24 protein-coding genes are annotated in these 25,438 nt (G+C 43.6%); 18 read left to right on the forward strand and 6 right to left on the reverse strand.

Annotated features, from left to right (window positions below):
* Positions 1-11 precede the first annotated feature (11 nt).
* From murB to Q8J82_RS03840, 9 genes are all read left to right on the forward strand, one after another.
* The gene (gene murB, locus Q8J82_RS03800) at positions 12-899 is read left to right on the forward strand and encodes a UDP-N-acetylmuramate dehydrogenase (RefSeq protein ID WP_370867109.1); all 888 of its coding nucleotides are present in this window, start codon (positions 12-14) and stop codon (positions 897-899) included.
* A gap of 9 nt (positions 900-908) precedes the next feature.
* The gene (locus Q8J82_RS03805) at positions 909-1,868 is read left to right on the forward strand and encodes a D-alanine--D-alanine ligase (protein ID WP_305327958.1); all 960 of its coding nucleotides are present in this window, start codon (positions 909-911) and stop codon (positions 1,866-1,868) included.
* Complete coding sequence (locus tag Q8J82_RS03810; protein ID WP_370868614.1) at positions 1,822-2,736, forward strand: cell division protein FtsQ/DivIB; 915 nt, start codon at positions 1,822-1,824, stop codon at positions 2,734-2,736. The genes Q8J82_RS03805 and Q8J82_RS03810 overlap by 47 nt, the downstream gene beginning before the upstream one ends.
* 29 nt (positions 2,737-2,765) lie before the next feature.
* Positions 2,766-4,004, forward strand: a complete 1,239-nt coding sequence (gene ftsA / locus Q8J82_RS03815) for a cell division protein FtsA (RefSeq protein WP_304890913.1) — start codon at positions 2,766-2,768, stop codon at positions 4,002-4,004.
* A gap of 175 nt (positions 4,005-4,179) precedes the next feature.
* Positions 4,180-5,352 carry a cell division protein FtsZ gene (ftsZ, locus tag Q8J82_RS03820; RefSeq protein ID WP_304909491.1) on the forward strand — a complete coding sequence of 391 codons (1,173 nt, stop codon included), beginning with the start codon at positions 4,180-4,182 and terminating at the stop codon, positions 5,350-5,352.
* 188 nt (positions 5,353-5,540) lie between these two features.
* On the forward strand, positions 5,541-6,470 hold the full coding sequence (gene lpxC / locus Q8J82_RS03825) for a UDP-3-O-acyl-N-acetylglucosamine deacetylase (RefSeq protein ID WP_304909490.1): 930 nt from the start codon (positions 5,541-5,543) through the stop codon (positions 6,468-6,470).
* A gap of 41 nt (positions 6,471-6,511) precedes the next feature.
* A complete protein-coding gene (locus tag Q8J82_RS03830) occupies positions 6,512-8,461 on the forward strand; it encodes a transglycosylase SLT domain-containing protein (protein WP_304890457.1) in 1,950 nt (649 codons plus the stop codon).
* Positions 8,462-8,500: 39 nt separating this feature from the next.
* On the forward strand, positions 8,501-9,448 hold the full coding sequence (locus tag Q8J82_RS03835; protein ID WP_304890458.1) for a complex I NDUFA9 subunit family protein: 948 nt from the start codon (positions 8,501-8,503) through the stop codon (positions 9,446-9,448).
* Between the two features lie 12 nt (positions 9,449-9,460).
* On the forward strand, positions 9,461-10,681 hold the full coding sequence (locus Q8J82_RS03840; protein ID WP_304890459.1) for a multifunctional CCA addition/repair protein: 1,221 nt from the start codon (positions 9,461-9,463) through the stop codon (positions 10,679-10,681).
* On the opposite strand, the gene Q8J82_RS03845 is transcribed toward Q8J82_RS03840, so the two are convergent.
* From Q8J82_RS03845 to Q8J82_RS03870, 6 genes are all read right to left on the reverse strand, one after another.
* Complete coding sequence (locus Q8J82_RS03845) at positions 10,678-10,899, reverse strand: DUF2788 domain-containing protein (protein WP_304890460.1); 222 nt, start codon at positions 10,897-10,899, stop codon at positions 10,678-10,680. The genes Q8J82_RS03840 and Q8J82_RS03845 overlap by 4 nt on opposite strands.
* Before the next feature lie 18 nt (positions 10,900-10,917).
* Positions 10,918-11,478, reverse strand: a complete 561-nt coding sequence (slmA, locus tag Q8J82_RS03850; RefSeq protein ID WP_304890461.1) for a nucleoid occlusion factor SlmA — start codon at positions 11,476-11,478, stop codon at positions 10,918-10,920.
* 45 nt (positions 11,479-11,523) lie between these two features.
* Positions 11,524-12,198, reverse strand: a complete 675-nt coding sequence (locus tag Q8J82_RS03855; RefSeq protein WP_304909488.1) for a pyrimidine 5'-nucleotidase — start codon at positions 12,196-12,198, stop codon at positions 11,524-11,526.
* Position 12,199: 1 nt separating this feature from the next.
* A complete protein-coding gene (gene argB / locus Q8J82_RS03860; protein ID WP_304909487.1) occupies positions 12,200-13,084 on the reverse strand; it encodes an acetylglutamate kinase in 885 nt (294 codons plus the stop codon).
* Positions 13,085-13,146: 62 nt separating this feature from the next.
* Positions 13,147-14,757, reverse strand: coding sequence for an amino-acid N-acetyltransferase (gene argA, locus Q8J82_RS03865; protein WP_305327224.1), 1,611 nt, complete (start codon positions 14,755-14,757; stop codon positions 13,147-13,149).
* Positions 14,758-15,023: 266 nt separating this feature from the next.
* Positions 15,024-15,758, reverse strand: coding sequence for a 16S rRNA (uracil(1498)-N(3))-methyltransferase (locus tag Q8J82_RS03870; RefSeq protein ID WP_305327789.1), 735 nt, complete (start codon positions 15,756-15,758; stop codon positions 15,024-15,026).
* 90 nt (positions 15,759-15,848) lie between these two features.
* Here Q8J82_RS03870 and Q8J82_RS03875 point away from each other — a divergent pair, with 90 nt between their 5' ends.
* From Q8J82_RS03875 to Q8J82_RS03915, 9 genes are all read left to right on the forward strand, one after another.
* On the forward strand, positions 15,849-16,403 hold the full coding sequence (locus Q8J82_RS03875) for a thioredoxin family protein (RefSeq protein ID WP_305327790.1): 555 nt from the start codon (positions 15,849-15,851) through the stop codon (positions 16,401-16,403).
* A complete protein-coding gene (locus Q8J82_RS03880; RefSeq protein WP_305327791.1) occupies positions 16,400-17,422 on the forward strand; it encodes a Gfo/Idh/MocA family protein in 1,023 nt (340 codons plus the stop codon). Before Q8J82_RS03875 ends, Q8J82_RS03880 begins: the two co-directional genes overlap by 4 nt.
* Positions 17,423-17,731: 309 nt before the next feature.
* A complete protein-coding gene (gene tkt, locus Q8J82_RS03885) occupies positions 17,732-19,747 on the forward strand; it encodes a transketolase (protein ID WP_305327792.1) in 2,016 nt (671 codons plus the stop codon).
* 184 nt (positions 19,748-19,931) lie between these two features.
* Positions 19,932-20,930: a type I glyceraldehyde-3-phosphate dehydrogenase gene (gap, locus tag Q8J82_RS03890; protein ID WP_304891042.1), complete on the forward strand. Its 999-nt coding sequence runs from the start codon at positions 19,932-19,934 to the stop codon at positions 20,928-20,930.
* Between the two features lie 70 nt (positions 20,931-21,000).
* A complete protein-coding gene (locus Q8J82_RS03895; protein WP_304909484.1) occupies positions 21,001-21,237 on the forward strand; it encodes a hypothetical protein in 237 nt (78 codons plus the stop codon).
* 49 nt (positions 21,238-21,286) lie between these two features.
* Positions 21,287-22,468, forward strand: coding sequence for a phosphoglycerate kinase (locus Q8J82_RS03900; protein ID WP_304890520.1), 1,182 nt, complete (start codon positions 21,287-21,289; stop codon positions 22,466-22,468).
* 113 nt (positions 22,469-22,581) lie between these two features.
* Positions 22,582-24,018 carry a pyruvate kinase gene (gene pyk / locus Q8J82_RS03905; protein ID WP_304909483.1) on the forward strand — a complete coding sequence of 479 codons (1,437 nt, stop codon included), beginning with the start codon at positions 22,582-22,584 and terminating at the stop codon, positions 24,016-24,018.
* 128 nt (positions 24,019-24,146) lie between these two features.
* A complete protein-coding gene (locus Q8J82_RS03910) occupies positions 24,147-25,049 on the forward strand; it encodes a phosphoribosylaminoimidazolesuccinocarboxamide synthase (protein ID WP_304891311.1) in 903 nt (300 codons plus the stop codon).
* Positions 25,050-25,075: 26 nt separating this feature from the next.
* Positions 25,076-25,357 carry a YkvA family protein gene (locus Q8J82_RS03915; protein WP_304891310.1) on the forward strand — a complete coding sequence of 94 codons (282 nt, stop codon included), beginning with the start codon at positions 25,076-25,078 and terminating at the stop codon, positions 25,355-25,357.
* Positions 25,358-25,438 lie beyond the last annotated feature (81 nt).

A 25,438-nucleotide genomic window follows, 5' to 3' on the forward strand; every position in this document is an offset into this window, starting at 1 on the left:
GACATTACCCTTTGCAAGGTAATTTGTTGTTTACGCAAGGCGAGGTGTTGCTTAACGAGCCTCTTGCGCGCTACACCAGCTGGCGTGTAGGCGGCCCTGCTGACCGTATGTATATACCTGCTGGCTTGGAAGATCTCGCTACCTTTCTCCATACGCTAGAGGAAGCAGAGCCAATTTATTTTATGGGTCTTGGATCTAATCTGTTAGTGAGAGATGGCGGTGTGAGAGGTACGATTATTCTGATGCACAACGCCCTGACAGACATGGGTATGGTGCAAAACCATGTTTATGCGGAGGCTGGGGTGACGTGCTCCAAACTTGCAAAATTTAGTGCACGGCAACACCGGCATGGTGCTGAATTTATGGCAGGAATTCCTGGCACCGTAGGTGGTGCGCTTGCCATGAACGCTGGATGTCATGGAACGGAAACCTGGGATGTGGTGGCTAGAGTAATGACAGTGGATCGTCGTGGGGTTATCCATACAAGAGACAAGTCGGAATTTATTCCAAGCTATCGTCATGTAGAGATGCCGGCAGAGGAGTGGTTTCTTGCGGCTTGGTTTTCATTGGCTGAAGGTGATGCAAGTGAAGCCGAGCAAAAAATAAAAGCTTTGTTGGCCAAGCGTTTAGCAACACAGCCGCTGAACCTTCCAAATGCCGGATCTACCTTTAGGAACCCTGCTGGTGATTACGCAGCGAGATTGATTGAGGCTAGCGGCTTAAAGGGCTACACCATTGGTGGCGCTCAAGTATCTGAAAAACACGCCAATTTTATTGTGAATCTAGGTAGTGCGACTGCGCTGGACATTGAGTCGCTGATTAAACACATACGCGAAACAGTGTTGGAAAAACAGGGCGTTGAATTGCAGCAAGAAGTCAAAGTCATCGGGGAATATTAAGTCGTGAGTATGTACAGCGTGAATAACATTGATAGCCAAAAGTTCGGGAAGGTAGCCGTGTTGCTTGGTGGAAAATCTGGCGAGCGTGAAGTGTCACTAAAAAGTGGTGCGGCGGTTTTGGCTGCTTTGCAAGCGCAGGGCATAGATGCACATGGTTTTGACCCGATTGATAAACCATTACATGACCTGGAGATTTTTGACCGTGTATTTATTAACCTGCATGGCCGTTTTGGTGAAGATGGTTGTATGCAAGGTGCGCTCGAAATGCTGCATATTCCATATACGGGCAGCGGAGTAATGGCATCGGCTATTGGTATGGATAAATGGCGCACGAAGTTATTGTGGCGCGCGATGAATGTAGTCACGCCAGATTTTGAGTTGGTAACTGCCACAAGTGACTTTAAGGCGATAGAGCAAAAGTTAGGGTTGCCATTGTTCGTGAAGCCAGCAAATGAAGGCTCTAGCATAGGCATCAGCAAAGTAAAAGAAGCGGGGGGGTTGGAAGCAGCTTATAAAATCGCCGCCGAGGCAGATCCCTTAGTCATTGCAGAAAAGTACGTCGGTGGCGGTGAATATACCGTTGGCATTATTCCTGATGGCGAGGGTGACTATACGGCTTTGCCAATTATTCGTATTGTGCCAAAAAATGAATTTTATGACTTTGAAGCAAAGTATCTGCGAAACGATACTGAGTATTTATGCCCTTGCGGATTAAGTGCAGAAAAAGAAGCGCAAATCCAACAAGAGGCATTACTTGCATTTAGAGCAATAGGTTGCGAGGGCTGGGGGCGAGTTGATTTCTTAATGGACAGCACTGTAGCTAACGACATGGGTAACCATTACTTTTTAGAATTGAACACTAGCCCAGGCATGACCGACCACAGTTTGGTACCGATGGCAGCAAAGGCTGCAGGCATTAGTTTTGAACAATTGGTTGTACGTATTTTGGAGTCTGCCAGTGTGGGATAAACCTACATTGTTGAACTGGATTGCCAACCTGCTTTTTGCAGTGAGCATAGTGGTGATGCTATACGCAGCGCTATATGTGGTGGTGCATTTACCTATATTCCCGTTGCGTGAAGTGAAGGTGGAAGGTCAGTTAAACCATGTGAATCGTGAGCAGGTGAAGCTGATTGTGGCGAAACATTTAAAAGGCAATTTCTTTACGCTGGATTTAATTAAAGCGCGTGACGCGTTTGAAAAGTTGCCGTGGGCACGCAGTGTGAGTGTGCGCCGCCGTTGGCCAGATAAGTTAGAGGTGGTCATTGAAGAGCATCAAGCGTTGGCACGCTGGGGCAATGTTGCCCTGGTTAATACACATGGAGAGTTATTTCACGCGGCCTCAGGCAGCGAGTTGCCTATGTTTTACGGGCCAGGTGATGGGGTAATAGAAGTGGCATCTCAATATGCCGAGTTTAGTAAAGTATTAAAAGATGCAAACTTAGCCATTGCCAACTTGGCGCTTACGCCAAGACGTGCATGGCAAGTCACTACTACTGACGGAATGGTGGTGGAGTTAGGGCGTGTAGAAATGCAGCGGAGGTTAGAAAAGTTTGTCAGTGCCTACAGCAGCACCATAGCAGGACTAAATATGAAGGTAACGTATGTTGATTTGCGTTATCCCAATGGATTTGCAGTACGAAGACCCGCTGAAGCTAAGCCGTTAAGTGAAGATAAAAATAGTGCCAAGGCGACTGGTGTTAGTAAGGCTAGTGGCAATAGCAAGACTGGTGGCACTAGCAAGGCTAATGAAAATAAATTAAACAGTACCAATCCAGCAGGTACTTTACAACCTGGCAATAAAAAGCCGGCCGAGATTAATAAGCAACAGACATAACCGTGCGTTGAACACGGAGGGAGCAAACCATGAGTAGAGTAAAAGAAGATAAGAATTTGATTGTAGGCCTGGATATAGGCACGTCAAAAATTGTTGCCATCGTTGCTGAATTACAGCCGGAAGGAACGGTAAAAGTCATCGGACTTGGACAGCATATTTCAAGAGGCCTTAAAAAAGGCGTGGTGATTAATATCGAATCGACCATGCAATCTATACAGCGCGCGCTTGAAGAAGCTGAATTGATGGCGGATTGCAAAATCAACAATGTGTATACAGGTATCGCTGGCAGCCATATCAAGAGCCTGAACTCGCACGGCATGGTAAAAATTAAAGATGCTGAAGTTTCACAAATGGATGTAGACCGGGTGATAGAAACAGCACGTGCCATTGCATTGCCGGCAGATCAGCAAATACTGCATATCCTCACGCAGGAATTCATTATAGACGGCCAGGAAGACGTGCGTGAGCCACTAGGCATGAGCGGTATGAAGCTTGAAGTAAAAGTGCATATTGTGACTGGTGCCGTGGCAGCCGCACAAAATATAGTGAAGTGCATCAAGCGTTGCGGTATTGAGGTGAGTGATTTGATTCTGCAACCCTTAGCTTCAAGTCTGGCGGTGTTAACAGAAGATGAAAAAGAGCTTGGTGTTTGCCTGGTTGATATTGGCGGCGGTACTACAGATATTGCGGTGTTCAAGCAAGGTGCAATACGTCATACAGCAGTGGTGCCAATTGCGGGCGACCAAATGACAAATGACGTAGCAGTGGCATTTCGCACACCGACACAATCAGCAGAAGACATCAAAATCAAACATGGTTGTGCATTACGCCAATTGGCCGATCCACGTGAAATCGTTGAAGTGCCTGGCGTTGACGGACGTGAGCCACGTCAGTTATCAGTACAGACGTTAGCTGAGGTATTAGAGCCGCGTGTGGTTGAGTTATACGAATTGGTACTCAATGAATTACGCCGCAGTGGCATGGAAGAAATGATTGCATCCGGCATCGTGATTACTGGCGGTTCAGCGATGATGCGCGGCATGGTGGAGTTAGGTGAAGAAATCTTTCATATGCCCGTGCGTATGGGACTGCCAAGGTATGTCGGTGGACTGTCAGAAGTAGTGAGCAACCCGCGTTATGCAACAGGTGTGGGATTGGTGTTGATGGGTAAACAGCAGTTAGAAAGACATATCAGCGGACAAATGGAGTCAAGCTCATTAGGACGGGTGCTGGAAAAAATGAAGAGTTGGTTTCAAGGCAATTTTTAAGTAGTAATTATTAAGCAGTTAGTAGTAGTGAGTGGTTCAGGCAGAGGTATCGGGTTAACTGAAATGCCGGGTTAACCAAAATACTGGGTTAAAGAGAAATACTGGTTTAAGCAGAAACACTGGTTTAAGCAGAAGCAAACGTGCAGTTGTGACAATTAAAAAGAGGAGACATTAAATGTTTGAAATTATGGAAAAAAATTCGCAAGAAGCTGTCATCAAGGTAATTGGTGTAGGTGGTTGCGGTGGTAACGCTGTTGCACACATGATTGAAAAAAACGTCGGTGGCGTAGAGTTCATTTGCGCTAATACAGATATGCAGGCTTTGAAAAAGAGCCAAGCCAAAACTGTATTGCAAATGGGCGTGGCAATGACCAAGGGTTTAGGTGCTGGTGCAAAACCTGAAATCGGTCGTGAAGCAGCATTTGAAGATCGTGATGCCATTGCAGAACTGATTGATGGTGCTGATATGTTATTTATTACCGCAGGTATGGGCGGAGGTACAGGTACAGGTGCAGCCCCGGTAATCGCCCAAATTGCAAAAGAAATGGGAATTTTAACAGTGGCAGTTGTGACTAAGCCTTTCTCTTTTGAAGGTAAACGCACTAAAGTTGCAACTGATGGTCTAGAAGAGTTGTCGAAGTATGTAGATTCTTTGATTGTGATTCCAAACGAAAAGCTGATGGAAGTTTTGGGAGAAGATGTGCCGTTTTTAGAAGCTTTTAGAGCGGCTAACGATGTATTGCACAATGCGGTATCCGGTATTGCAGAAATCATTAATTGCCCAGGTTTGGTCAACGTCGACTTTGCCGATGTACGCACAGTGATGAGTGAAATGGGCATGGCAATGATGGGTTCAGCGATTGCAACAGGTCCGGATCGCGCACGTATCGCGGCTGAACAGGCGGTGGCAAGCCCATTACTCGAAGATGTCAACCTTGCAAATGCGCGTGGCGTTTTAGTCAATATCACCACTTCAGCTTCTTTCAAAATGAAAGAATACTATGACGTGATGAATACCATTAAAGCGTTTACAGCAGATGATGCTACCGTCATTGTTGGTAACGTGTTCGATGAAGCGATGGGCGATGGCTTGCGTGTAACAATGGTGGCGACTGGTTTAACAGGCGCACAACGCCGTCAGCAAAAACCTGAACTGCGTGTGATGACGCAAGAAGTGGTCCGTAACGGCACTACTAACCAGCCTATGTATATGGGTGGCAGCATGGATGAAGATGTCGCGCCGCAAGTGTTTGGTTCCAATAGCCGTCGTGCGCAAGTTGAAGCGATGAAAATGTCAGGTGTGGAAGAGTACGATATTCCAGCATTTTTACGCAAACAAGCGGATTGATTGCTAAGTTGAACTAACAATTAAACGCTTAAGTTTAATGATATAGGCAAGCCGTACTCAGCGAGCGTGTAGCGTTTGAAGGCTTAAATATGCTACTATTTTCTTGATTAGTAAGGTAAATATTAATTTCTTTTGTAAGCCTATTGTTTTGAGCTTAAAGTTTTATTATTGGGAATGTTTAAATATTGATGTTAAAGCAACGTACATTAAAAAAAGCGATTAGCGCCACTGGCGTTGGCTTGCACAACGGCGAAAAGGTTACTCTTACCCTGCGCCCCGCTGTGGCCGATACTGGTATTATTTTCAAACGGGTTGATCTGCCTCAACCCAATGAAATCTTAGCGACTCCTGGCGCAGTGCACGACACACGTATGTGCTCTGCGTTAGAGGCCAATGGCGTACGCGTTGCTACTGTTGAACATATTATGTCTGCGCTTGCTGGCTTGGGCGTGGACAATGTTTATATTGATGTGGATGCATCAGAAATACCGATTATGGATGGTAGTTCAGGTCCGTTTGTATTCTTGCTGCAAGAAGCTGGCATTGTTGAACAAGCTGCAGCTAAAAAATTCATACGCGTTTTAAAAACTGTTGAGGTGATTGAAGGTGATAAATGGGTGCGTTTTGAACCTTATCATGGCTTTAAAATAGACTTTACAATTGCGTTTAATCATCCTGTATTTGAGAGTTCTGGAAGCAATGTAAAAATTGATTTTGCTCAAGACTCGTATATTAAAGAAATTAGCCGTGCACGGACTTTTGGCTTTATGCACGAGGTTGAATTTTTGCGTTCGAATGGTTTGGCGCGGGGCGGTAGCCTGGATAACGCTATTGTTTTAGACGAATATCGTGTGATTAACGCCGACGGTTTGCGCTACGATGATGAATTTGTAAAGCATAAAGTGTTAGATGCGATTGGGGATTTATATATGCTGGGGCATCCAATTTTAGGTGCTTTTTATGCATATAAATCGGGCCATGCGCTTAATAACCAGTTGTTGCGAGCCTTGTTGCAAGATGAAACCGCCTGGGAATATGCTACTTTCGAAAAGCAAGAAGATGCACCAGATGCATTTTCAGCACAAGAAAAACAGCTGTTTCCTGAGCCAATTTATTAAGTTGTTAAATTAAAAGTCATTTCAATTAAAAGGGGCGTTCCATGTTATTAACTCGCCTTCTATTAGCCTTAGTCGCTATCACATTATCAAATCAGGTATTTGCTTTATCAGACCAAGCCTTGTTTCAACATGCGCGAGAAGCTTACACTGCAAAAAACGAAATCGCGTTGGCAGAAGATGTCGCTCAACTTAATACTCAGCAATACCTATTAGCACCATATGCAGATTACTGGCTCATGTTACTCAAACTTGAGCAGGCTAGAGATGAGGAAGTGCAGAATTTTTTAGCGCAATATGTGGATATGCCATTCGCAGACCGCATACGTGGCGAATGGTTAAAAAAGTTAGGCAAACAACAAAATTGGGGGCCGTTTTTTGAAGAACAAGCGCTTTTCCTGCGTGAAGATATTGCCGTACAGTGTTATGCCCTGCAGGGTCACGCACTATTAGGCGATGTGGATGTTACCAGCCAGGTAAAAGAGTTATGGCTCACAAGCGCAGACTTACCCAGTAATTGTAATCAGTTGTTTGATGAGCTACAAAAAACTGGTGCGTTAAGCAATGAAGATATTTGGGCAAGATTCCGTCTGGCACTTCAAGATGGAAAACTGAACCTAGCCAAAAATGTAATTACACGCTTGCCTGGTTTTGATGTCGCTAATCTTAAATTGCTTGATCGTGCATACCAGTCTCCACAACTGATATTAGATAAAAATTTGGTGCCATTTAAGACCCGTTTTGGCGCGGAAGTGAATCTTTATGCAGTCGACAGGCTGGCTCGAAGTAAATTGGAGTCGGCAATCAGCGCTTATAAAAAAGTACAAAATCAGTTTGAATCAGACAATCGCGCTTTTGCCTGGGGGCGCATCGCTTACCACGCGGCACGTGGTCATCACCCAAAATCAATTAGTTACTACGCTTTAGCTGATGGCGCAGCTTTAGATAAAGAGCAACTGGCTTGGAAAGTCAGGGCAGCGTTGCGCGTTCAAGATTGGGCAACCGTACTGAGCGCAATTACTGCTATGCAAGCCAAACAGCAAGAAGAGGGCGCATGGCGATATTGGAAGGCAAGGGCGCTCAAGGAGGCAGGTGAGATTGCTGAATCTAATGCGATATTTAGCAAGCTTTCAACGGAGCGACATTATTACGGCTGGCTGGCTGCTGAAGAGCTTGAAAGTATGATGAGTAGTGCGGCGATAGATTACAAAGTAACTGATACTGAAGTGACTGCGATTGCCAGCCAGCCTGAAATCAAGCGCGCACTTGAATTGCAGCGTCTGGATATGCGCTGGGAAGCAAAAGCTGAATGGGCTTGGGCGACACGTCATTTCGATGATAAACAGCTGTTAGCCGCAGCAGAATTCGCCCTGCGCCAAAAGTGGTATGACATTGCCATTAGCACCGCAGACAATACTAAGTACACCCATAATTTTAACTTGCGCTATCCAACGCCTTACAGAGATTTATTTAAAAAGTCTGCTGATAGTGTTAGTTTGGATGAAGCATGGGTATATGGGATTACCCGCCAGGAAAGCCGTTTTATGCATTATGCAAAATCTGGTGTTGGTGCTTCAGGGTTGATGCAACTAATGCCTGCTACAGCCAAATGGGTAGCTAAACGAATGGGAATGAATGGCTATAACAATAGTATGATTCACGAAATAAGTACTAATATTGAATTCGGCACTTATTATATGCGTTATGCCCTAGACTTAATGGGTGGCCAAGCCGTCATGGCAACAGCAGGCTATAATGCCGGGCCAAGCAGGGCTAAACGCTGGATGGCCAGTGGCCCCTTGGAGGCTGCCATTTACATTGAGAGTATTCCATTTACTGAAACAAGGCAATATGTACAAAAAGTGATGGCGAATGCGCAACTTTACGCACCACGCCTAGGCTCAAAAGTGCAAACACTTAAGTCTCGCTTAGGAATTATTCCTGGTAGCGGCAAGCCAGAAGTGATTGGCGAGGATAACTCAGATACCGAATAAGCCGCTTAGCCAACAACAAAGGACGAATTTAGGATAAAAATGCAAATAAGAGAAATATGTGTATTGGGTGGATCAGGTTTTGTGGGCAGTGCTGTAGTTGCTGAACTGGATGCAGCGGGCTATTCGGTTAAAGTCCTTACGCGACGTAGAAATGCGGCTAAACATCTATTATTACTACCTAATGTGCAAGTGGTGGAATGTAATGTACTTGATTATCAAGCGTTAAATAGTACTTTAAGAGGGGTTGATGCTGTCATCAATCTGATAGGCATTTTGCATCAAAGTCGCCGCTTAAGTTTCAATGCAATGCATCATCAGTTGCCAGCACAACTGGCTAAAATCTGCGTGGATTTAAACATCAAACGTCTAATCCATATGAGCAGTTTGCGGGCGGAAAAAAATGCACCAAGTCAATATTTACGCTCTAAAGCTGCGGGCGAAGCAACCTTATTGGAATATCAACATCAATTGAATATTACAATATTCAAGCCATCCATTATTTTTGGTCGTGGTGATAGCTTTATCAACTTATTTGCCAGTTTAATTAAACTTTTACCAATGGTGATGCTGGCCAAACCTAATGCTAAGTTCCAGCCAATTTGGGTGGAAGATGTCGCTAGCTGCATTGTAGCTAGCATAAAAAATTCAGGTACGTATGGACAAACCTATGAATTAGCAGGCCCCAAAGTTTATACATTCCGGAAACTGGTGCAAACTGTGATGGAAACTTTGCAGATTAAGCGGCCTATTATTGGCCTGAATGACAGCCTATCTTACGCGCAAGCATTGATGATGGAGTTACTGCCAGTTAAACTCATGTCTCGCGATAACATACGTTCTATGGAAGTTGCAAGTGTAAGTAATCAGTCATTTCCTGCAATATTCAACCTTGAGCCAACCTCACTAGAAGCAGTGATTCCGCAATACTTAGTCGATCAAACGCCGCGTGGTGCTTACGATCGTTTCCGTCAATCAGCCGCTAGATAGAGACTATTTGCCATGCAAATCTACTTGGTCGGTGGCGCAGTGCGTGATGAGTTGTTAGGCCTTGCCGTAAAAGATAAAGATTATGTCGTGGTCGGCAGTACGCCAGAAGAAATGGAGTCGGCAGGTTTCAAACGAGTGGGAAAAGACTTTCCGGTATTTCTGCACCCCCAAACGCATGATGAATATGCGCTTGCACGTACTGAGCGAAAAACAGCTAGAGGCTATAAGGGCTTTACAGTAGATGCTTCTGTTGATGTGACTTTAGAAGAAGATTTAGCACGCCGTGATTTAACGATTAATGCGATTGCAAAAGACAGCGTGGGTAAGTTAATTGATCCTTATAAAGGTTTGGCAGACATTCAATCTAAAACCCTGCGACATGTGAGCGATGCCTTCGCTGAAGACCCCGTCCGTATATTACGTGCGGCTAGGTTGTCAGCAAGATTTTCAGATTTCTCAGTTGCACCTGAAACCAATCAGTTAATGCAGAAAATGGTGGATGCGGGTGAGGTAGATGCGCTTGTTGCTGAACGTGTATGGCAAGAGCTTGCAAAAGGATTGATGGAAGAAAAACCAAGTCGTATGTTTGATGTTTTACGGGCTTGTGGTGCACTGCAGAAAATATTGCCTGAGCTGGACAAGTTGTGGGGCGTGCCTCAGCCTCCTCAGCATCACCCTGAAATTGATACAGGTGTACATGTAATGATGGTGATTGACTATGCGGCAAAACAAAACTTTAGTCTAGCAGTTCGTTTTTCGGCTTTAATGCATGATTTAGGCAAGGGTGAAACGCCGTTTGAAGTATTACCGCGCCATATCGGCCATGAAGAGCGTAGTATGCGATTGCTAAAAGATATTTGTAAGCGGTTACGCGTGCCCAATGATTGCAAAGAGCTCGCACAAATCGTGGCCAAGTTTCATGGTAAATTGCACCAGTCACTACAAATGCGACCAAGTACTTTATTGGACTTTTTAATAGAGTTAGACGCTATTCGTCAACCAGCAAGGTTTAAAGAGTTTATTAAGGCTTGTGAAGCTGATTCAAGAGGAAGAGCAGGCTTCGAGAATAGCACTACTCCGGCGGCAGATTTGATGATTAAAGTGCTGGAAGCCGCTTCTAGTATTGATGCAGGGTTGGTTGCCAGTGAATATACTGAGCCAGAAAAAATCAAAATAGTTGTATTTGAAGCAAGATTAAAGGCGGTTAAGCAGGCATTACAAACCAGCGCTTAAATTTTCATATAGTGCTCTATGAAATATTTAGCCACATAGCCCACCATACCAAATGTGAGCCCAAGAAATAAAACAAAAGTACCAAACTTACCTACTTTAGACTCCCAAGCAAGATGGCCTACGATAAAAATCATCAGTAGCATAAGGCCACCTACACCGTAGGTCATGCCAAACTCTGTAATTTGCGCTTCAGTAAAGCCGAATATTGTACCTTCCAATTTATGCTCCTGATGACTTTAACCAGCTAATAAACTTACCTGCATGGTCGCAAATTCGAGCGGTTTGCGCTTAAATCCACTTTTTGCAGACTGATGCCAGCGGCCAATGACATAACAGATGATCAGATTTGCTTGTGCCTCTGGCATTACTTTTCTACCGGAAACTGCAACTGTAATTTTTAGAATTTGTTTGATTGTTGCCTCAATGCGATCATGAAGCTGATTAATGCGTTGCTGAAGTTTTTCATCTTCATTGACTAAAGCATCGCCAATGAGTACTCGTACCATACCAGGATTTTTTTCTGCAAAAGCCAACAGCATAGTGATGATACGTTGTACTTGCCTGATGCCATCTGTTTCTTCTGCGTTGATTTTGTTGATTAAACCGAAAATTGTTTCCTCAATAAAGGTAATCAGACCTTCAAACATTTGTGCTTTATTGGCAAAGTGACGATAAAGCGCTGCTTCGGAAACGTCTAACCTAGCTGCGAGTGATGCTGTGGTGATTTTTTCACGTTTAGGCGACTCCAGCATTTTTGCCAGTGTTTCTAAAATTTGTTGTTTGCGTTCGCCAGCCATTTATTTCCCCTTACAAATAATGGTAATAATTACATTTATGATAAATTATAACTTAAGGTGAGTGAGTGCTAACACATCATTTAAGCGATAATCCACAAAATTTGGTTTTTGTGGTTTTTTGGTGACCCAAATCGTTCTCATCCCCAATCTTTTTGCCGTCATTAGCGCAGGTAAATTATCTTCAAGCATTACACAGTCGCTGGCTTTAACTTTAATTGTTTTGAGTAACATTTGAAAGCCACGCAAAGAAGGTTTGGCATGGAATTTGGTGGATTCCACACTGAATATAAGTTCGAAGCAGTCACCTATTCCCATTAAATCGAGCACACGTAAAGCGTAATTCCGCGGAGCATTAGTGAACACTAACTTACGGCCTGAAAGACTTTGTAACATGTGCCGTAAACGTTTAACTTGAAGCACCATATCTGGCAAATCTTTCAGAGTATGTGTTTCATGCAGAAAGTGTTGCGGATCAGTGCCGTGATGGCGCATTAACCCTTTGAGCGTTGCGCCATAGATACGCCAGTAATGTTGGCGTAAGCCATGTGCAGCACTTTCATCTAATTCCAGCTTATCCATAATGTACTGCGTCATTGCGCGATTCATTACAGGAAAAATATGTGCCGAAGCGTTGTGCAATGTATCGTCCAGATCAAAAATCCAAACTCTTGAATTTCTACCTGGAGTTAAATTACTTTGTAACAAGTTGCATTGTATCAAGCTACTTGGCCTTAATCAGCGTGCCTACACCTTCATCAGTCAATACTTCAAGTAATAACGCATGCTCTACGCGCCCATCAATAATATGCACTGCTTTTACGCCACTGCGAGCTGCATCAAGCGCTGAGCTTATTTTAGGTAACATACCGCCAGAGAGCGTACCGTCAGCCACTAAGTCATCAATTTGCTTGGGGGTTAAACCAGTCAGTAGTTCACCATTTTTATCCAATACGCCTGGTGTATTAGTGAGCAGGATCAATTTCTCGGCACCTAAAATCTCAGCAAGCTTTCCAGCCACCACATCAGCATTAATGTTATAGGTTTCGCCATCAGTACCCACGCCTATAGGAGCAACTACTGGAATAAAATCCCCGCTGTCCAAAAAGTTGATGATACTAGGGTCTATGGCACTTATTTCACCCACTTGCCCAACATCAATCATTTTGGTGGGATCTTTTAAGTCTTCCATCAGCAGCTTGTGTGCATGAATAAAGTTGCCATCTTGTCCTGTTAAACCTACCGCTTTGCCGCCGTGGCGGTTGATCAGGTTGACGATTTCTTTATTCACTTGTCCTCCCAGCACCATCTCGACAACATCCATGGTTTCTGCATCGGTAACGCGCATGCCTTGGATAAACTCCCCTTTTTTACCAAGTTTATCCAACATCTCATTAATTTGCGGTCCGCCACCATGTACTACTACAGGGTTCATTCCTACCAGTTTAAGTAGCACTACATCTTGAGCGAAGCATTGTTTGAGATGCTCGTCAGTCATTGCATTTCCGCCGTATTTGATTACGATGGTTTTATCAAAAAAACGTTTGATGTAAGGGAGTGCCTCAGCAAGAGTTCGTGCTTTTTTTGCGGCGGTGGTTTGACTTAACATAAGTATTCCGTAAGCTTAAATTTAGATAAATTCTGGTTGGTGTAATTGTAACTAAATTTTGCTTAAAGCGTTTTGCTAAAAACTTTTGATTTCCGTTGGTAGTTATAAAGTTTTTGTTTTTCAGCTGGTAATTTTTCAACACTTTGTTCAGTAAATCCGCGTTCTAAAAACCAATGTTCCGTGCGCGTAGTTAGACAAAATAGCCGTTTAAAGCCTAATTCTTTGGCCTGATTAGCGCAGAAATAAAATAATTTATCACCACGACCCCCGCCTCTGTAGGCAGGGTCAATCGCCAGGCAAGCAAATTCTGCAGTGCGTTCTGCGGTGAACGGATACAAAGCAGCACAGCCGATAATGCGATTATCGTGCTCCATCACATAAAAGTGGTCAATTTCCATTTCAATATGTTCACGACCACGCCTTACTAAAAAACCTTCAGCTTCCAGTGGTTCAATTAACTTTAATATACCACCTACATCGTCAATATTCGCTTGTCGCATGCTTTCTAAGCTTAACTCTGTCACCATGGTGCCTATGCCATCTAGGGTAAATAGCTCTTGAATAATGGCACCGTCAATGTGGCGTGAAATTAAATGAGTTCTTGCTACGCCGTGTTCACAAGCCCTAATTGCTGCTGGTAAATAGTAATTAATATCTTCTGAGATGTTGATGACTTGCTCGTTTTCCATCACATTACGCAGTAAGTTTCTAGCTTTTTCAGCGGTCATCTCACGTAATAATTCGCCGCGTAGATTATGTACACCTTCAGAATCCATTAAGAAAATAAGCTTGTCTGCGTCCAGCGCAATCGCGGCGCTAACGGCCACATCCTCCAAGCTTAAATTAAAGGCTTCTCCTGTAGGAGAGTATCCAAGAGGAGAAAGTAAAACTAATTCGTTGTCATCCAGACGTTTTTGTATGCCAACAGCATCCACCCGACGCACTTCTCCAGTATGTTGCAAATCAACGCCGTCACGAACCCCCATCGGTTTTGCTGTTACAAAATTGCCGCTCGCAACGCGAATGTCAGAGCCTGCCATTGGCGAATTAACTAAACCCATAGAGAGTAATGCTTCAATTTCAACGCGAATAGCGCCGTTGGCCTCTTTTACGGCCTCCATTGCCGCATCATCAGTGGCGCGTAGGCCGTTTACAAATTTAGGTGAAAGTTTATCGCGACGCAGACGTTTTTCAATTTGCGGTCGTGCACCGTGTACCAATACCAGCCTTACCTCTAGGCTGGCAAGAAGGTTTAAGTCGTGTGAAAGCGCAATAAACTGCTTGTCATCCACTATCTCTCCGCCAAAAGCGATGACAAAAGTACGCCCGCCAAACGCATGAATATATGGCGTAGCAGACCTGAACCACTGAACGAAGTCTGTAATATTTTCGGTATTGGCTTTGTTGCTAAACTGAGGCTGTCCTGCCAGATAAGGCTGGCGATGTTCTTGTATCTTACGAGTTGTTTCTGGAATATCGCTTTGTGCGTATAAATACGCAGGCGTGCAATCGAGCGCTGCCGCCACCTTGCGCAACAAGGTTTCATTGATGCCCAATTCACCACGTTCTATGCGCGATAAATTACCAGCGTCCGCCCCGACTTGGTTTGCCAGCGTTTGCAGCGTGATATTAAGCGATTTTCGCCGATAACGAATGGCGTTTCCAATAGGCATAGCAATACACTTTGTAAATGTTGATATAAATTAAATCTATTAAATGTAATTTTTACAATAATATAAGGTAAATATGTAATATATGCAAATTATTTTGGTGGTATTCTTCATGAGACCTTTGCAAAAGTATTTATTGCGGCAAATTACTGCGTTGCGCGGTACTCGCAACCTCGCTGTACACCACGTACTATCTCGGTTTCTGTGTTCCGTGCGCCTTGTACTTTATCCACACTAAACACTTTTGCAAAGGTCTCTTCATAAATCCATTAAAAATCTCCCCACAAAGTCTGTAGTGCAGAAATTGTGGCAAGAGCGGCAGTTTCGGTACGTAAAATGCGAGGGCCTAAAACAATAGATTGAAATCCATAACTATTTGCTAAATCAATTTCAAATTCTGTCAAACCTCCTTCTGCACCTATGAGCAACTGTATTTCATCATTAGGTTTTGCTAATTCAGCTAGTCGCAGTGCGCCTGTGGGATTTAGCAATAGGCGTATGCAATCGGCTTTAGGGTTGGCTGCTAACCATTGCTGCAAACTTAATGGCGCGGCAACATTCGGTACTAAAGTTCTTCCTGATTGCTCACATGCGGAAATCGCAATGTTTTGCCAATGCTCAGTGCGCTTTTCTGCACGTTCTGCAGACAGTTTCACTACACTGCGTTGACTGGTAATGGGTTGAATACCCGTTACGCCGAGTTCTACCGCTTTTTGAATGGTGAAGTCCATGCGGTCGCCGCTGGATATAGCTTGCAGTAGGGTAATGCGTAATGGTGATGCATTGTTGATTTTTTTGGAGGCCGTTATTTTGGCATGTACTTCATTTTTTTTTATTGAAGTCAGTTTGCATTCATAATCAAAACCATCACCGTTAAATACAATGGCGCTATCGTCAACATTTAATCTTAAAGCTCGAGTTGCATGCGCAGCAGCAGAAGCTGACAATTGAATTGTTGCACCTAAAATTAATGGGATGTTGGTGTAAAAGCGCAGGTTGGCCATGAATTTATCGTCTTAAGAAGGTGGCGAAAAGTGATAATATAAACGTCGTTATTATCGAATAAATAATTATAACGAATTAAGGAAAAGAAAGTGGCTAGCCTAAATCCCCCCGTTTGTAATTTTGGACAACCTGCCGCAGATTTTAATTTACCTGGCATCGATGGTAAACGCTATTCATTAAGCAGCAGCATGGGTGAAAATGGTTTGTTGGTGATGTTTATATGTAATCATTGCCCGTATGTAAAGGCGATTTTGCCTAGGCTTGTTAGTGATGTGCGTGAACTGAAGTTGCTTGGTATTAATGCCGTAGCCATTATGTCCAATGATCCAAAAGATTATCAGGAAGACAGTTTTGAAAATATGCAAAAAATTTCACGAGAGATGGAATTCTCCTTCCCGTATTTATTAGATGAAACGCAGGCTGTTGCAAAAGCGTACGATGCTGTTTGTACGCCAGATTTTTTTGGTTTTAACAGTAAGGGCGAACTGCAATATCGCGGCCGTTTTGACGAGTCTCGCAAAGAAACAGCGCCCAACAGCACGCGTGATTTGTTTTATGCGATGAAGCAAATAGCTGAGTCAGGCGCTGGGCCAAAAGAGCAGATTGCAAGTATCGGGTGTAGCATTAAATGGAGCCAGTTATGAATAAGCTTAAATGGGGAATTTTAGGCGCAGCGCGCGTGAACGAGCGTTTGCTCCCTGCGATTATAGAAGCGCCGAATTCACAATTAGTCGCCATAGCCAGCCGTCGAGCAGGCGCAGCTAAAGCTACATTAGAAAAATATGCACCATGCCATCAAAATGTAAGCTGTTATGACGACATGGAAGCGCTTGTTAATGACAAAAACGTAGAGGCTATTTACTGCCCGATGGCAAATGAAGAGCATGCTGTGTGGGCACTTAAAGCCATTAACGCAGGTAAGCATGTGTTGATTGAAAAGCCTATGGCGCTCACATTAAAAGACATAGAGGCGATAGAGGCTGCGGCGACTGAAAATAATGTGAAGGTGATGGAAGGTTTTATGTACCGCTTTCATCCGCAACATAAAAGGCTGCAAGAGATTGTGGAATCTGGCCTGATAGGTGATGTGCTTTCAGTGCGCGCTTCTTACTCGTTTTTGATGAAACAAGCACGCATGTATCGCATTAACCGCAGCATGATGGACGGCGGCGGCGCAATGTGGGATATCGGCCCTTACGCAATTCATTCGCTAAGGTGGTGTTTCGGTCTTGAGCCTGTTTCTGTTATGGCACATGCTAAATTGAATGATGTCGGTGCAGATATTGTGACTAGCGGTATATTGGATTTTGGGCAAGATGCTGAAGGACGTGCGCGTTTTGGTCACTTTGACATCAGTTTCGAGCGCTCACGCAAATCTGAATATGAAGTCGTCGGCACCAAAGGATGGGTAAAATGTCATGCCGCATGGGTGTTTCAAAACGATGTGCCTGTGATTTCATGGGCGCTGGAAGATGGTAAGTCCGCCGAAGAGCGCTTTGCGCCAAGCAACCACTTCGCCTTAGAGATTGAACATTTTGGCGACTGTGTGCTGAATAACAAAGCACCGCATTTAACGTTTACGGATGCAAAAGCCAACTGCAAAGCGATTGAGGCGGTTTTACAGTCTGTGACATCCGGCAAGAAAGTCGATATTCCAGCGTAGCAAGTGCAGGGTGTGCAAAACGATTGCCCATGTACACCAATTAATGCTCAAGCTAAAACGTCTTATTTAAATATTCGAATTTAAAAAAATGGCTTATCCAGATATCAATTGTGGCCTAAGCCCTTGCCGAAAAAGGGTAATTAAGGAATAATTTAACATTTGCAAAAAAGTAGTTATTAAAACTGACTTTTTGAAGAATTCAATCAAGGTTTTATCTGATTTTCTGTAAGACTTAGAGTTTTGTCAAAACCAAAACTTTAAGTCAGATGTAAATCGTAAAACTTCAAGTTAATCATTAGGGAGAAAACTATGGCAACACGTAAAGACCTAGCCAACGCTATTCGTGCGTTATCTATGGATGCGGTACAAAAAGCTAATTCAGGCCACCCAGGCGCGCCTATGGGCATGGCTGAAATCGCAGAAGAGCTTTGGAATCACCATTTGAGCCATAACCCAAAAAATCCAAATTGGTCAAATCGCGACCGTTTTGTGCTTTCTAATGGTCACGGTTCAATGTTGATCTATTCATTGCTACACTTAACAGGTTATGCATTGCCGATGGATGAGCTTAAAACATTCCGTCAATTACATTCTAAATGTGCCGGCCACCCAGAATATGGCTATGCACCAGGCGTTGAAACAACTACAGGCCCATTAGGCCAAGGGATTGCTAACGGCGTGGGTTTCGCGATGGCTGAAAAATTACTTGCTGACCAATTTAATAAGTCAGGTCATTTTGAGGGCTACAATCAACCTCTCGACTTGAATATTGTTGATCACCATACTTATGTGTTCTTGGGCGATGGCTGCATGATGGAAGGCGTTTCTCACGAAGCTTGTGCACTTGCTGGTACTTGGGGCTTGGGCAAGTTGACAGCATTCTGGGATGACAATGGTATTTCTATTGATGGTCATATCGAAGGCTGGTATACAGATGATACTGCTAAACGTTTTGAATCATACGGCTGGCACGTTCAATCTGTAGATGGTCATGATGTTGCTGCAATCGGCGCTGCAATCGCAGCAGCTAAAAAAGTAACAGACAAGCCATCGTTGATTTGCTGTAAAACAGTCATCGGTATGGGTTCGCCAAACAAATCAGGTTCACATGACTGCCACGGCTCTGCGTTAGGTTTAGATGAAGTTGCTGCAACACGCGCTAATATCGGCTGGCCGCATGAGCCATTCGTCATTCCGGCAGATGTTTACGCTGGTTGGGATGCAACGGCTAAAGGCGCTGCTGCCGAAGCAGCATGGAATGATAAGTTTGCTGCTTATGAAAAAGCATTCCCGGCTGAAGCTGCTGAGTATAAACGCCGCATGGCAGGTGATTTGCCAGCTAACTGGAAATCAGCCACTGACGCAATCATCGCTTCAACCAACGAAAAAGCTGAAGGCGTTGCAACACGTAAAGCTTCTCAAAACGTGATTGGTGCATTAGCTCCATTATTGCCTGAGTTCTTAGGTGGTTCAGCAGACTTAACAGGGTCTAACTTAACTTCATGCAGTAGCTTTACCCATGTTGATGCGAAAAAACCGGGTAATTATATTTCATACGGTGTGCGTGAATTTGGTATGTTCGCAATCATGAACGGTATGACGTTACACGGTGGTTTGATTCCATTCGGCGGTACATTCCATATGTTCTCTGACTATGCGAAGAGTGCTTTACGCATGGCTGCATTGATGAAACAACGTTCTATTGCTGTGTTAACACATGACTCTATCGGTCAAGGTGAAGATGGTCCAACGCACCAACCAATCGAGAATACTGCTGGTTTGCGTCTGATTCCTAATATGGATGTATGGCGTCCAGGTAACTCAACTGAAACTGCTGTAGCTTGGGTGGCTGCAGTTGAGCGCAAAAATGGTCCGAGCAGCTTGGTATTAAGCCGTCAAAACGTACCTGGTATGAAACATGACGTTGCTCAATTTGATTTAATGCGTAAAGGTGGTTATGTACTGTCAGATGTTGCAGGTAAAGCTGATGTTATTATCATTGCCAATGGTTCAGAACTTGAATTAGCGGTTAAAGCGGCTGCTGAGCTAAATGCTGCGGGTACTAAAGTGCGCGTAGTTTCAATGCCTTCAACTAATGTATTTGACCGTCAAGATAAAGCATACAAAGAAAGCGTATTGACACCAGGCGTAAAACGCGTGGCTGTTGAAGCGGGTGTAACTGATTTCTGGCGCAAATATGTAGGCTTAGAAGGCGCTGTTGTAGGTATCGATACATTCGGTGAATCAGCTCCTGGCGGTGTGTTGTTAAAACATTTTGGCTTCACGGTTGAAAATGTAGTGGCAACGGTTAAATCGGTGCTTTAATTTTACAAGCTTAATTTTGGTAGCTTAATTTAAGGCGCTGAAATTAAAAGCGTCGTGAAATAACTAGTAGCTTAGTTTAATAAGGCACCTCGGTAATGAGGTGCCTTATTTTTTTGATGGTATAGATTTATTTTAACGCTACGGTTTCTAGCGTTAAGGTGAATAATAAAACTTAGGAATTATCATGGCAATTCGCATAGCAATTAATGGTTTCGGACGTATCGGGCGTATGGTGTTTCGCGCCGCAGTCAAAGATTTTACTGATATTGAAGTGGTCGCAATCAATGATTTACTAGAGCCGGATTATCTGGCGTATATGCTTAAATACGATTCTGTGCATGGTCGTTTCAAGGGCGATGTGGCGGTTAGCGGTAATAATTTGGTGGTGAATGGCAAGACTATTCGCCTGACGGCTGAAAAAGACCCCGCTAATTTGAAGTGGAATGAAGTTAAAGCTGATATCGTCATTGAATGTACGGGTTTTTTTCTAACCCAAGAGACCTGCCAGAAGCATATCGACGCTGGCGCTAAGAAGGTGGTGCAATCCGCGCCAGGTAAAGATGACACACCTATGTTCGTATATGGCGTGAATCATAATGAATACAAAGGCGAGGCCATTGTTTCTGCGGCGTCATGTACAACTAATGGCTTGGCGCCAGTGGTTAAAGTATTAAACGATGCTTTTGGTATTAAACGCGGTTTAATGACAACGATTCATGCTGCAACAGCGACACAAAAAACAGTAGATGGCCCATCAAATAAAGACTGGCGCGGCGGTCGTGGTATTTTAGAGAATATCATCCCATCGAGCACGGGTGCGGCTAAAGCAGTAGGTAAGGTCATTCCATCACTCAACAAAAAACTGACTGGCATGGCTTTCCGTGTACCAACTTCTGATGTTTCTGTCGTTGATTTAACATGCGAATTGAACAATGAAGCTACTTACGAAGCTATTTGTCAAGCCATGAAAAAAGCCTCTGAAGGCGAGCTAAAAGGTGTGCTTGGCTACACTACAGAGAAAGTAGTATCTACTGATTTCCGCGGTGAAACTTGCCCATCAGTATTTGATGCAGATGCTGGTATCTTATTAGATCCTACCTTTGTGAAAATTGTTGCCTGGTACGATAACGAATATGGCTATACCTGCAACTTAATGCGTTTGGTGCAACATATCGCTAAGTAAATGTCAGTGAGGATAGGCTGGCATTTCGGCCTATCTCCACATGACCATAATCTACAAAGTAAGGATGTAAATGATTACGCTGAAAGATAAAAGCAATAATCGTTGGTTAGGCCAAATCAGCTATGCCCAATTGAAGTTTTTGAATGATGAGTTAGTGACAGAACATAAGGATGACCAGGATTACTGGGTGAATCGCGATGCTTTAGACATGCTTAAGGCTCGCGGCGCGGATGTACACCTGGCTACAATTATAGAAAAAGCAATGGGCGATAAAGATGAAGTCGAGTTTTACTGGATAAAATCATAAGAAAATACTTAGGCGCAAGCTAAGATGAATGCTAAGGGAGATCTAAGCGATGAATGTAATTAAAATGACGGATTTAGATTTAAATGGCAAGCGCGTACTGATTCGTGCGGATTTGAACGTACCAGTCACAGATGGCAAAGTCACTTCAGATGCACGAATTACGGCTTCTATGGCTACCATTGAGCATGCCTTAAAGGCAGGAGCTAAGGTTATGGTGACATCACATTTAGGCCGCCCTGAAGAAGGTGTTTATTCTGAGGAAAACTCACTTAAACCAGTGGTCGATGTCATCTCTGCGAATCTAGGCAAGCCTGTACGTTTGATAAAAGACTGGGTTGATGGCGGTTTTGATGTGGCTGCAGGTGAATTGGTGGTGTTAGAAAACTGTCGATTCAATAAAGGTGAGAAAAAAAGTGTAGATGAATTGTCACAAAAATATGCCAAGCTATGCGACATATTTGTGATGGATGCATTCGGTACAGCCCATCGTGCAGAGGCTTCAACACATGGTGTAGCAAAGTTTGCGCCAATTGCTGCCGCAGGCATTTTGTTGGTGAATGAATTGGAGGCATTGACTAAATCCTTGCTAAGCCCAGCGCGCCCTATGGTGGCCATTGTTGGCGGCAGCAAAGTTTCTACTAAGCTGACAGTGCTAGAAAGTTTGTCAGAAAAAGTAGATCAAATGGTAGTTGGTGGTGGTATTGCTAATACCTTTTTGAAGGCGGCAGGCAATGAAGTGGGTAAATCACTTTGTGAAGATGATTTAGTTCCCGTTGCGCGCACCTTAATGGACAAAATGACCCAAAGAGGAGCGACAATTCCAATTGCTGTGGACGTGGTTTGCGGGAAAAAATTTGATCAAAATGAGCCCGCAATCAAGAAAGACGTGGCTTCTGTGGCGGCAGACGATATGATTTTTGACATTGGCGCGAAATCTGCTAATGAAATAGCAGCGATCATTAAAAATGCAGGCACTGTGGTTTGGAATGGGCCTGTTGGCGTATTTGAATTTGACCAGTTTGGCGAAGGCACAAAAACCATAGCGCTTGCCATAGCTAATACCAAAGCGTTCACATTGGCGGGTGGTGGAGATACGATTGCCGCGATTCAGAAATACGGTATTGAAGATCAAATAGATTACATTTCAACCGCTGGAGGCGCTTTTTTAGAATTTCTAGAAGGGAAGAAACTGCCAGCTGTAGAGATACTTGAGCAGCGGGCAGGTAGTTAATAAATAGCCTAAAAGTTGGTATAAACCATAAAATGGGGCTACTAGCCCCATTTTTATTTGAATTTAGAATTCATCATATTAAAAACAACATATCGTTGAAAAGAGTTTAAAGATTGACATTACGTAAAACAAAAATTGTTGCAACTTTAGGCCCATCCTCAAATAGTGAGGAAATGCTGGCGCGTATGATTATGGCTGGCGTGAACGTAGTGCGTCTTAATTTCTCTCATGGTAACGCAGAGGAGCATATCAATCGCGCAGAAATGGTGCGTGCAATCGCTGCAAAACTCAACCGCCCCATTGGCGTATTGTGCGATTTGCAAGGGCCAAAAATCCGTATTGGTAAATTTGAATTGGGTAAAGTGACTTTAAAAACAGGTGATTTGTTTATTTTAGATTCAGATTGCCAATTAGGTAATCAAGATCATGTCGGGCTGGATTACAAAGCGCTGCCGCAAGAAGTTGCCGAAGGTGTTATTTTGCTGCTGGATGATGGCCGTATTACCATGCAAGTGGATAGAGTTAAAGGAAACCAGATTCATTGTTTAGTTTTAAACGGCGGCATATTAAGTAATAACAAAGGGATAAATCGCCAAGGGGGAGGGCTGTCGGCAGATGCGTTGACGAAAAAAGATCGTGAAGATATTAAAACTGCTGTGGCTTTAGAGGCGGATTATATTGCGATGTCTTTTCCTAAAACCGCATTAGACGTTGAGCTTGCGCGAACTTTGGTTAAAAAGGCCGGAGGTACAGCAAGTATTATCGCCAAAATTGAGCGTGCAGAAGCCATTGATAACCTGGAGTCAATTATTGAAGCTTCAGATGCAATCATGGTAGCACGTGGTGATTTAGGCGTTGAGGTAGGTGATGCGGCCGTACCAGGCCTGCAAAAACGAATGATACGCATGGCGCGCGTGCAAAATAAATTAGTGATTACCGCTACGCAAATGATGGAATCCATGATTACCAGCCCAATTCCAACGCGTGCTGAAGTTTCGGATGTTGCTAATGCCGTGCTGGATGGTACGGATGCGGTAATGTTGTCTGCTGAAACTGCAGCAGGGCAGTACCCGTTAGAAACGGTGCAAGCGGTACACCGTGTGGTGATGGAGGCTGAAAAAGAGTATTACATCCAAGAGCATGTTAAAAAGCTAGACCAAGTATTTGTCCGGACTGATGAGGCGATTGCGGCAGCTGCCATCTACACAGCCCAACACTTGAAAGTTAAAGCGATTGCCGCGCTTACGCAGTCTGGTAATGCGGCACAATGGCTTTCACGGGCTGATTCTGAGATGCCAATTTATGCGCTATCACCAGACAAATACGCTCGCAGAAAACTTACTCTGCATCGCGGTGTTTACCCATTTCCTATTGAGCAAGGTAATAAAAATAAGGACGAAATTTTGCAAGAAATGGAACAAGTATTATTACAACAAAAAGCAGTGAGTTTAGGCGACATTGTATTGCTAACATTTGGCGAGCCTATTGGCAGCCCAGGTGGAACAAATACACTAAAAATAATTAAAGTCGGTGAAAACAAACAGGCTTAGTCTTTAATATATCTAAAAGTCGAAAGTATTTGAATGTGTAAATCCATGGATAAAGTTTTGCTAGGTTTTTACTAGGCCTTTATAATAGCCAATCGAACTTTCAACCGTTAAAACATAAGTCACCTCAGATGAATAAGCCTTTATTAGAAACCAGTATTCAAAGCCTAAAACGCATACACCAAGGTAAAGTACGCGATATCTATGATATCGACGCCGATACAATGCTGTTGGTAAGCACCGATAGATTATCTGCTTTTGATGTGATATTGCCCACAGGCATTGTTAATAAAGGTGCGATGCTTACACAGATGGCGAATTTTTGGTTTGAAAAGCTCAAAGATGTCGTGCCTAACCATTTAACTGGTATAGATCCAAATAGTGTAGTGACCAACCCTGTAGAGCAAGCACAGCTTGGCTCACGTGCAGTTGTTGTAAAAAAACTAAAAGCCTTGCCTATTGAGGCCATTGTGCGTGGTTATTTAGTAGGTAGTGGATGGAAAGAATATAAGACCAAAGGAACTGTATGCGGCATTCAATTGCCGGCTGGTTTGCAAGAAGCTTCTAAATTACCAACTCCAATTTTTACGCCATCAAGTAAAGCGGCAGTTGGCGAGCATGATGAAAATATCAGTTTGCAACAATGCGCAGATTTGATTGGTAAAGAAATGGCTGACCAGGTAGCAAGCGTTGCAATTGCTCTATATAAACAAGCTGCAGAGTATGCGCTCACTCGCGGCATTATTATTGCCGATACTAAGTTTGAATTTGGTCTAGATGTGAACGGCGTTTTACATGTGATGGATGAGGTTTTAACGCCAGATTCATCACGTTTTTGGCCAGCTGATAGTTATGCAGTCGGCAGTAATCAGCCAAGTTATGATAAACAGTTTGTGCGTGATTGGCTGGAAAGCATAGGTTGGAATAAAACTCCTCCTGCACCAGCATTGCCAGAGGATGTTGCACGAAAAACCAGTGAAAAATATATGGAAGCGTTTGAGCGATTAACAGGCCATCCGCTACACCTAGACTAGTTTCTACTGAATTGCTGGCAAATACCGTGATTGAAAAACTGAAGTCTTTAACTAAGCATCTCAAACAGGAGTTTGCAGTCTATCGTTTGGTACTCAAACATCCTGAAACACCATGGATTGCTAAGATGTTTTTGGGTTTGGCAGTTGGGTATTTATTGCTTCCTTTTGATTTGATTCCAGACTTTATACCGGTGTTAGGTCAGCTTGATGACGTCGTGATTATTCCTGTATTAGTTTATGTTGCTTTATTGTTTATTCCCCAAGCCGTTATTCAAAGTTGCCGAGAGCAAGTGAAAGTCACAATTTAGTTACAAGCATTTGGTATGCTTTTTTACAAATTTATCTAGTGGGCTTGCTATAATTGCGGCTCAAAATTAAATACAAAGAAT

Origin of the sequence: Methylotenera sp. (assembly GCF_030684185.1) — a bacterium.
Lineage (GTDB): Bacteria > Pseudomonadota > Gammaproteobacteria > Burkholderiales > Methylophilaceae > Methylotenera.

Coding starts and splice junctions, on each gene's coding strand:
- ftsA (WP_304890913.1), top strand. CDS start 2,766: ATGAGTAGAGTAAAAGAAGATAAGAATTTGATTGTAGGCCTGGATATA.
- Q8J82_RS03895 (WP_304909484.1), top strand. CDS start 21,001: ATGATTACGCTGAAAGATAAAAGCAATAATCGTTGGTTAGGCCAAATC.
- Q8J82_RS03835 (WP_304890458.1), top strand. CDS start 8,501: ATGCAAATAAGAGAAATATGTGTATTGGGTGGATCAGGTTTTGTGGGC.
- argB (WP_304909487.1), bottom strand. CDS start 13,084: ATGTTAAGTCAAACCACCGCCGCAAAAAAAGCACGAACTCTTGCTGAG.
- tkt (WP_305327792.1), top strand. CDS start 17,732: ATGGCAACACGTAAAGACCTAGCCAACGCTATTCGTGCGTTATCTATG.
- ftsZ (WP_304909491.1), top strand. CDS start 4,180: ATGTTTGAAATTATGGAAAAAAATTCGCAAGAAGCTGTCATCAAGGTA.
- Q8J82_RS03910 (WP_304891311.1), top strand. CDS start 24,147: ATGAATAAGCCTTTATTAGAAACCAGTATTCAAAGCCTAAAACGCATA.
- lpxC (WP_304909490.1), top strand. CDS start 5,541: ATGTTAAAGCAACGTACATTAAAAAAAGCGATTAGCGCCACTGGCGTT.
- Q8J82_RS03805 (WP_305327958.1), top strand. CDS start 909: ATGTACAGCGTGAATAACATTGATAGCCAAAAGTTCGGGAAGGTAGCC.
- Q8J82_RS03900 (WP_304890520.1), top strand. CDS start 21,287: ATGAATGTAATTAAAATGACGGATTTAGATTTAAATGGCAAGCGCGTA.
- argA (WP_305327224.1), bottom strand. CDS start 14,757: ATGCCTATTGGAAACGCCATTCGTTATCGGCGAAAATCGCTTAATATC.
- gap (WP_304891042.1), top strand. CDS start 19,932: ATGGCAATTCGCATAGCAATTAATGGTTTCGGACGTATCGGGCGTATG.
- Q8J82_RS03840 (WP_304890459.1), top strand. CDS start 9,461: ATGCAAATCTACTTGGTCGGTGGCGCAGTGCGTGATGAGTTGTTAGGC.
- slmA (WP_304890461.1), bottom strand. CDS start 11,478: ATGGCTGGCGAACGCAAACAACAAATTTTAGAAACACTGGCAAAAATG.
- Q8J82_RS03830 (WP_304890457.1), top strand. CDS start 6,512: ATGTTATTAACTCGCCTTCTATTAGCCTTAGTCGCTATCACATTATCA.
- Q8J82_RS03880 (WP_305327791.1), top strand. CDS start 16,400: ATGAATAAGCTTAAATGGGGAATTTTAGGCGCAGCGCGCGTGAACGAG.
- Q8J82_RS03870 (WP_305327789.1), bottom strand. CDS start 15,758: ATGGCCAACCTGCGCTTTTACACCAACATCCCATTAATTTTAGGTGCA.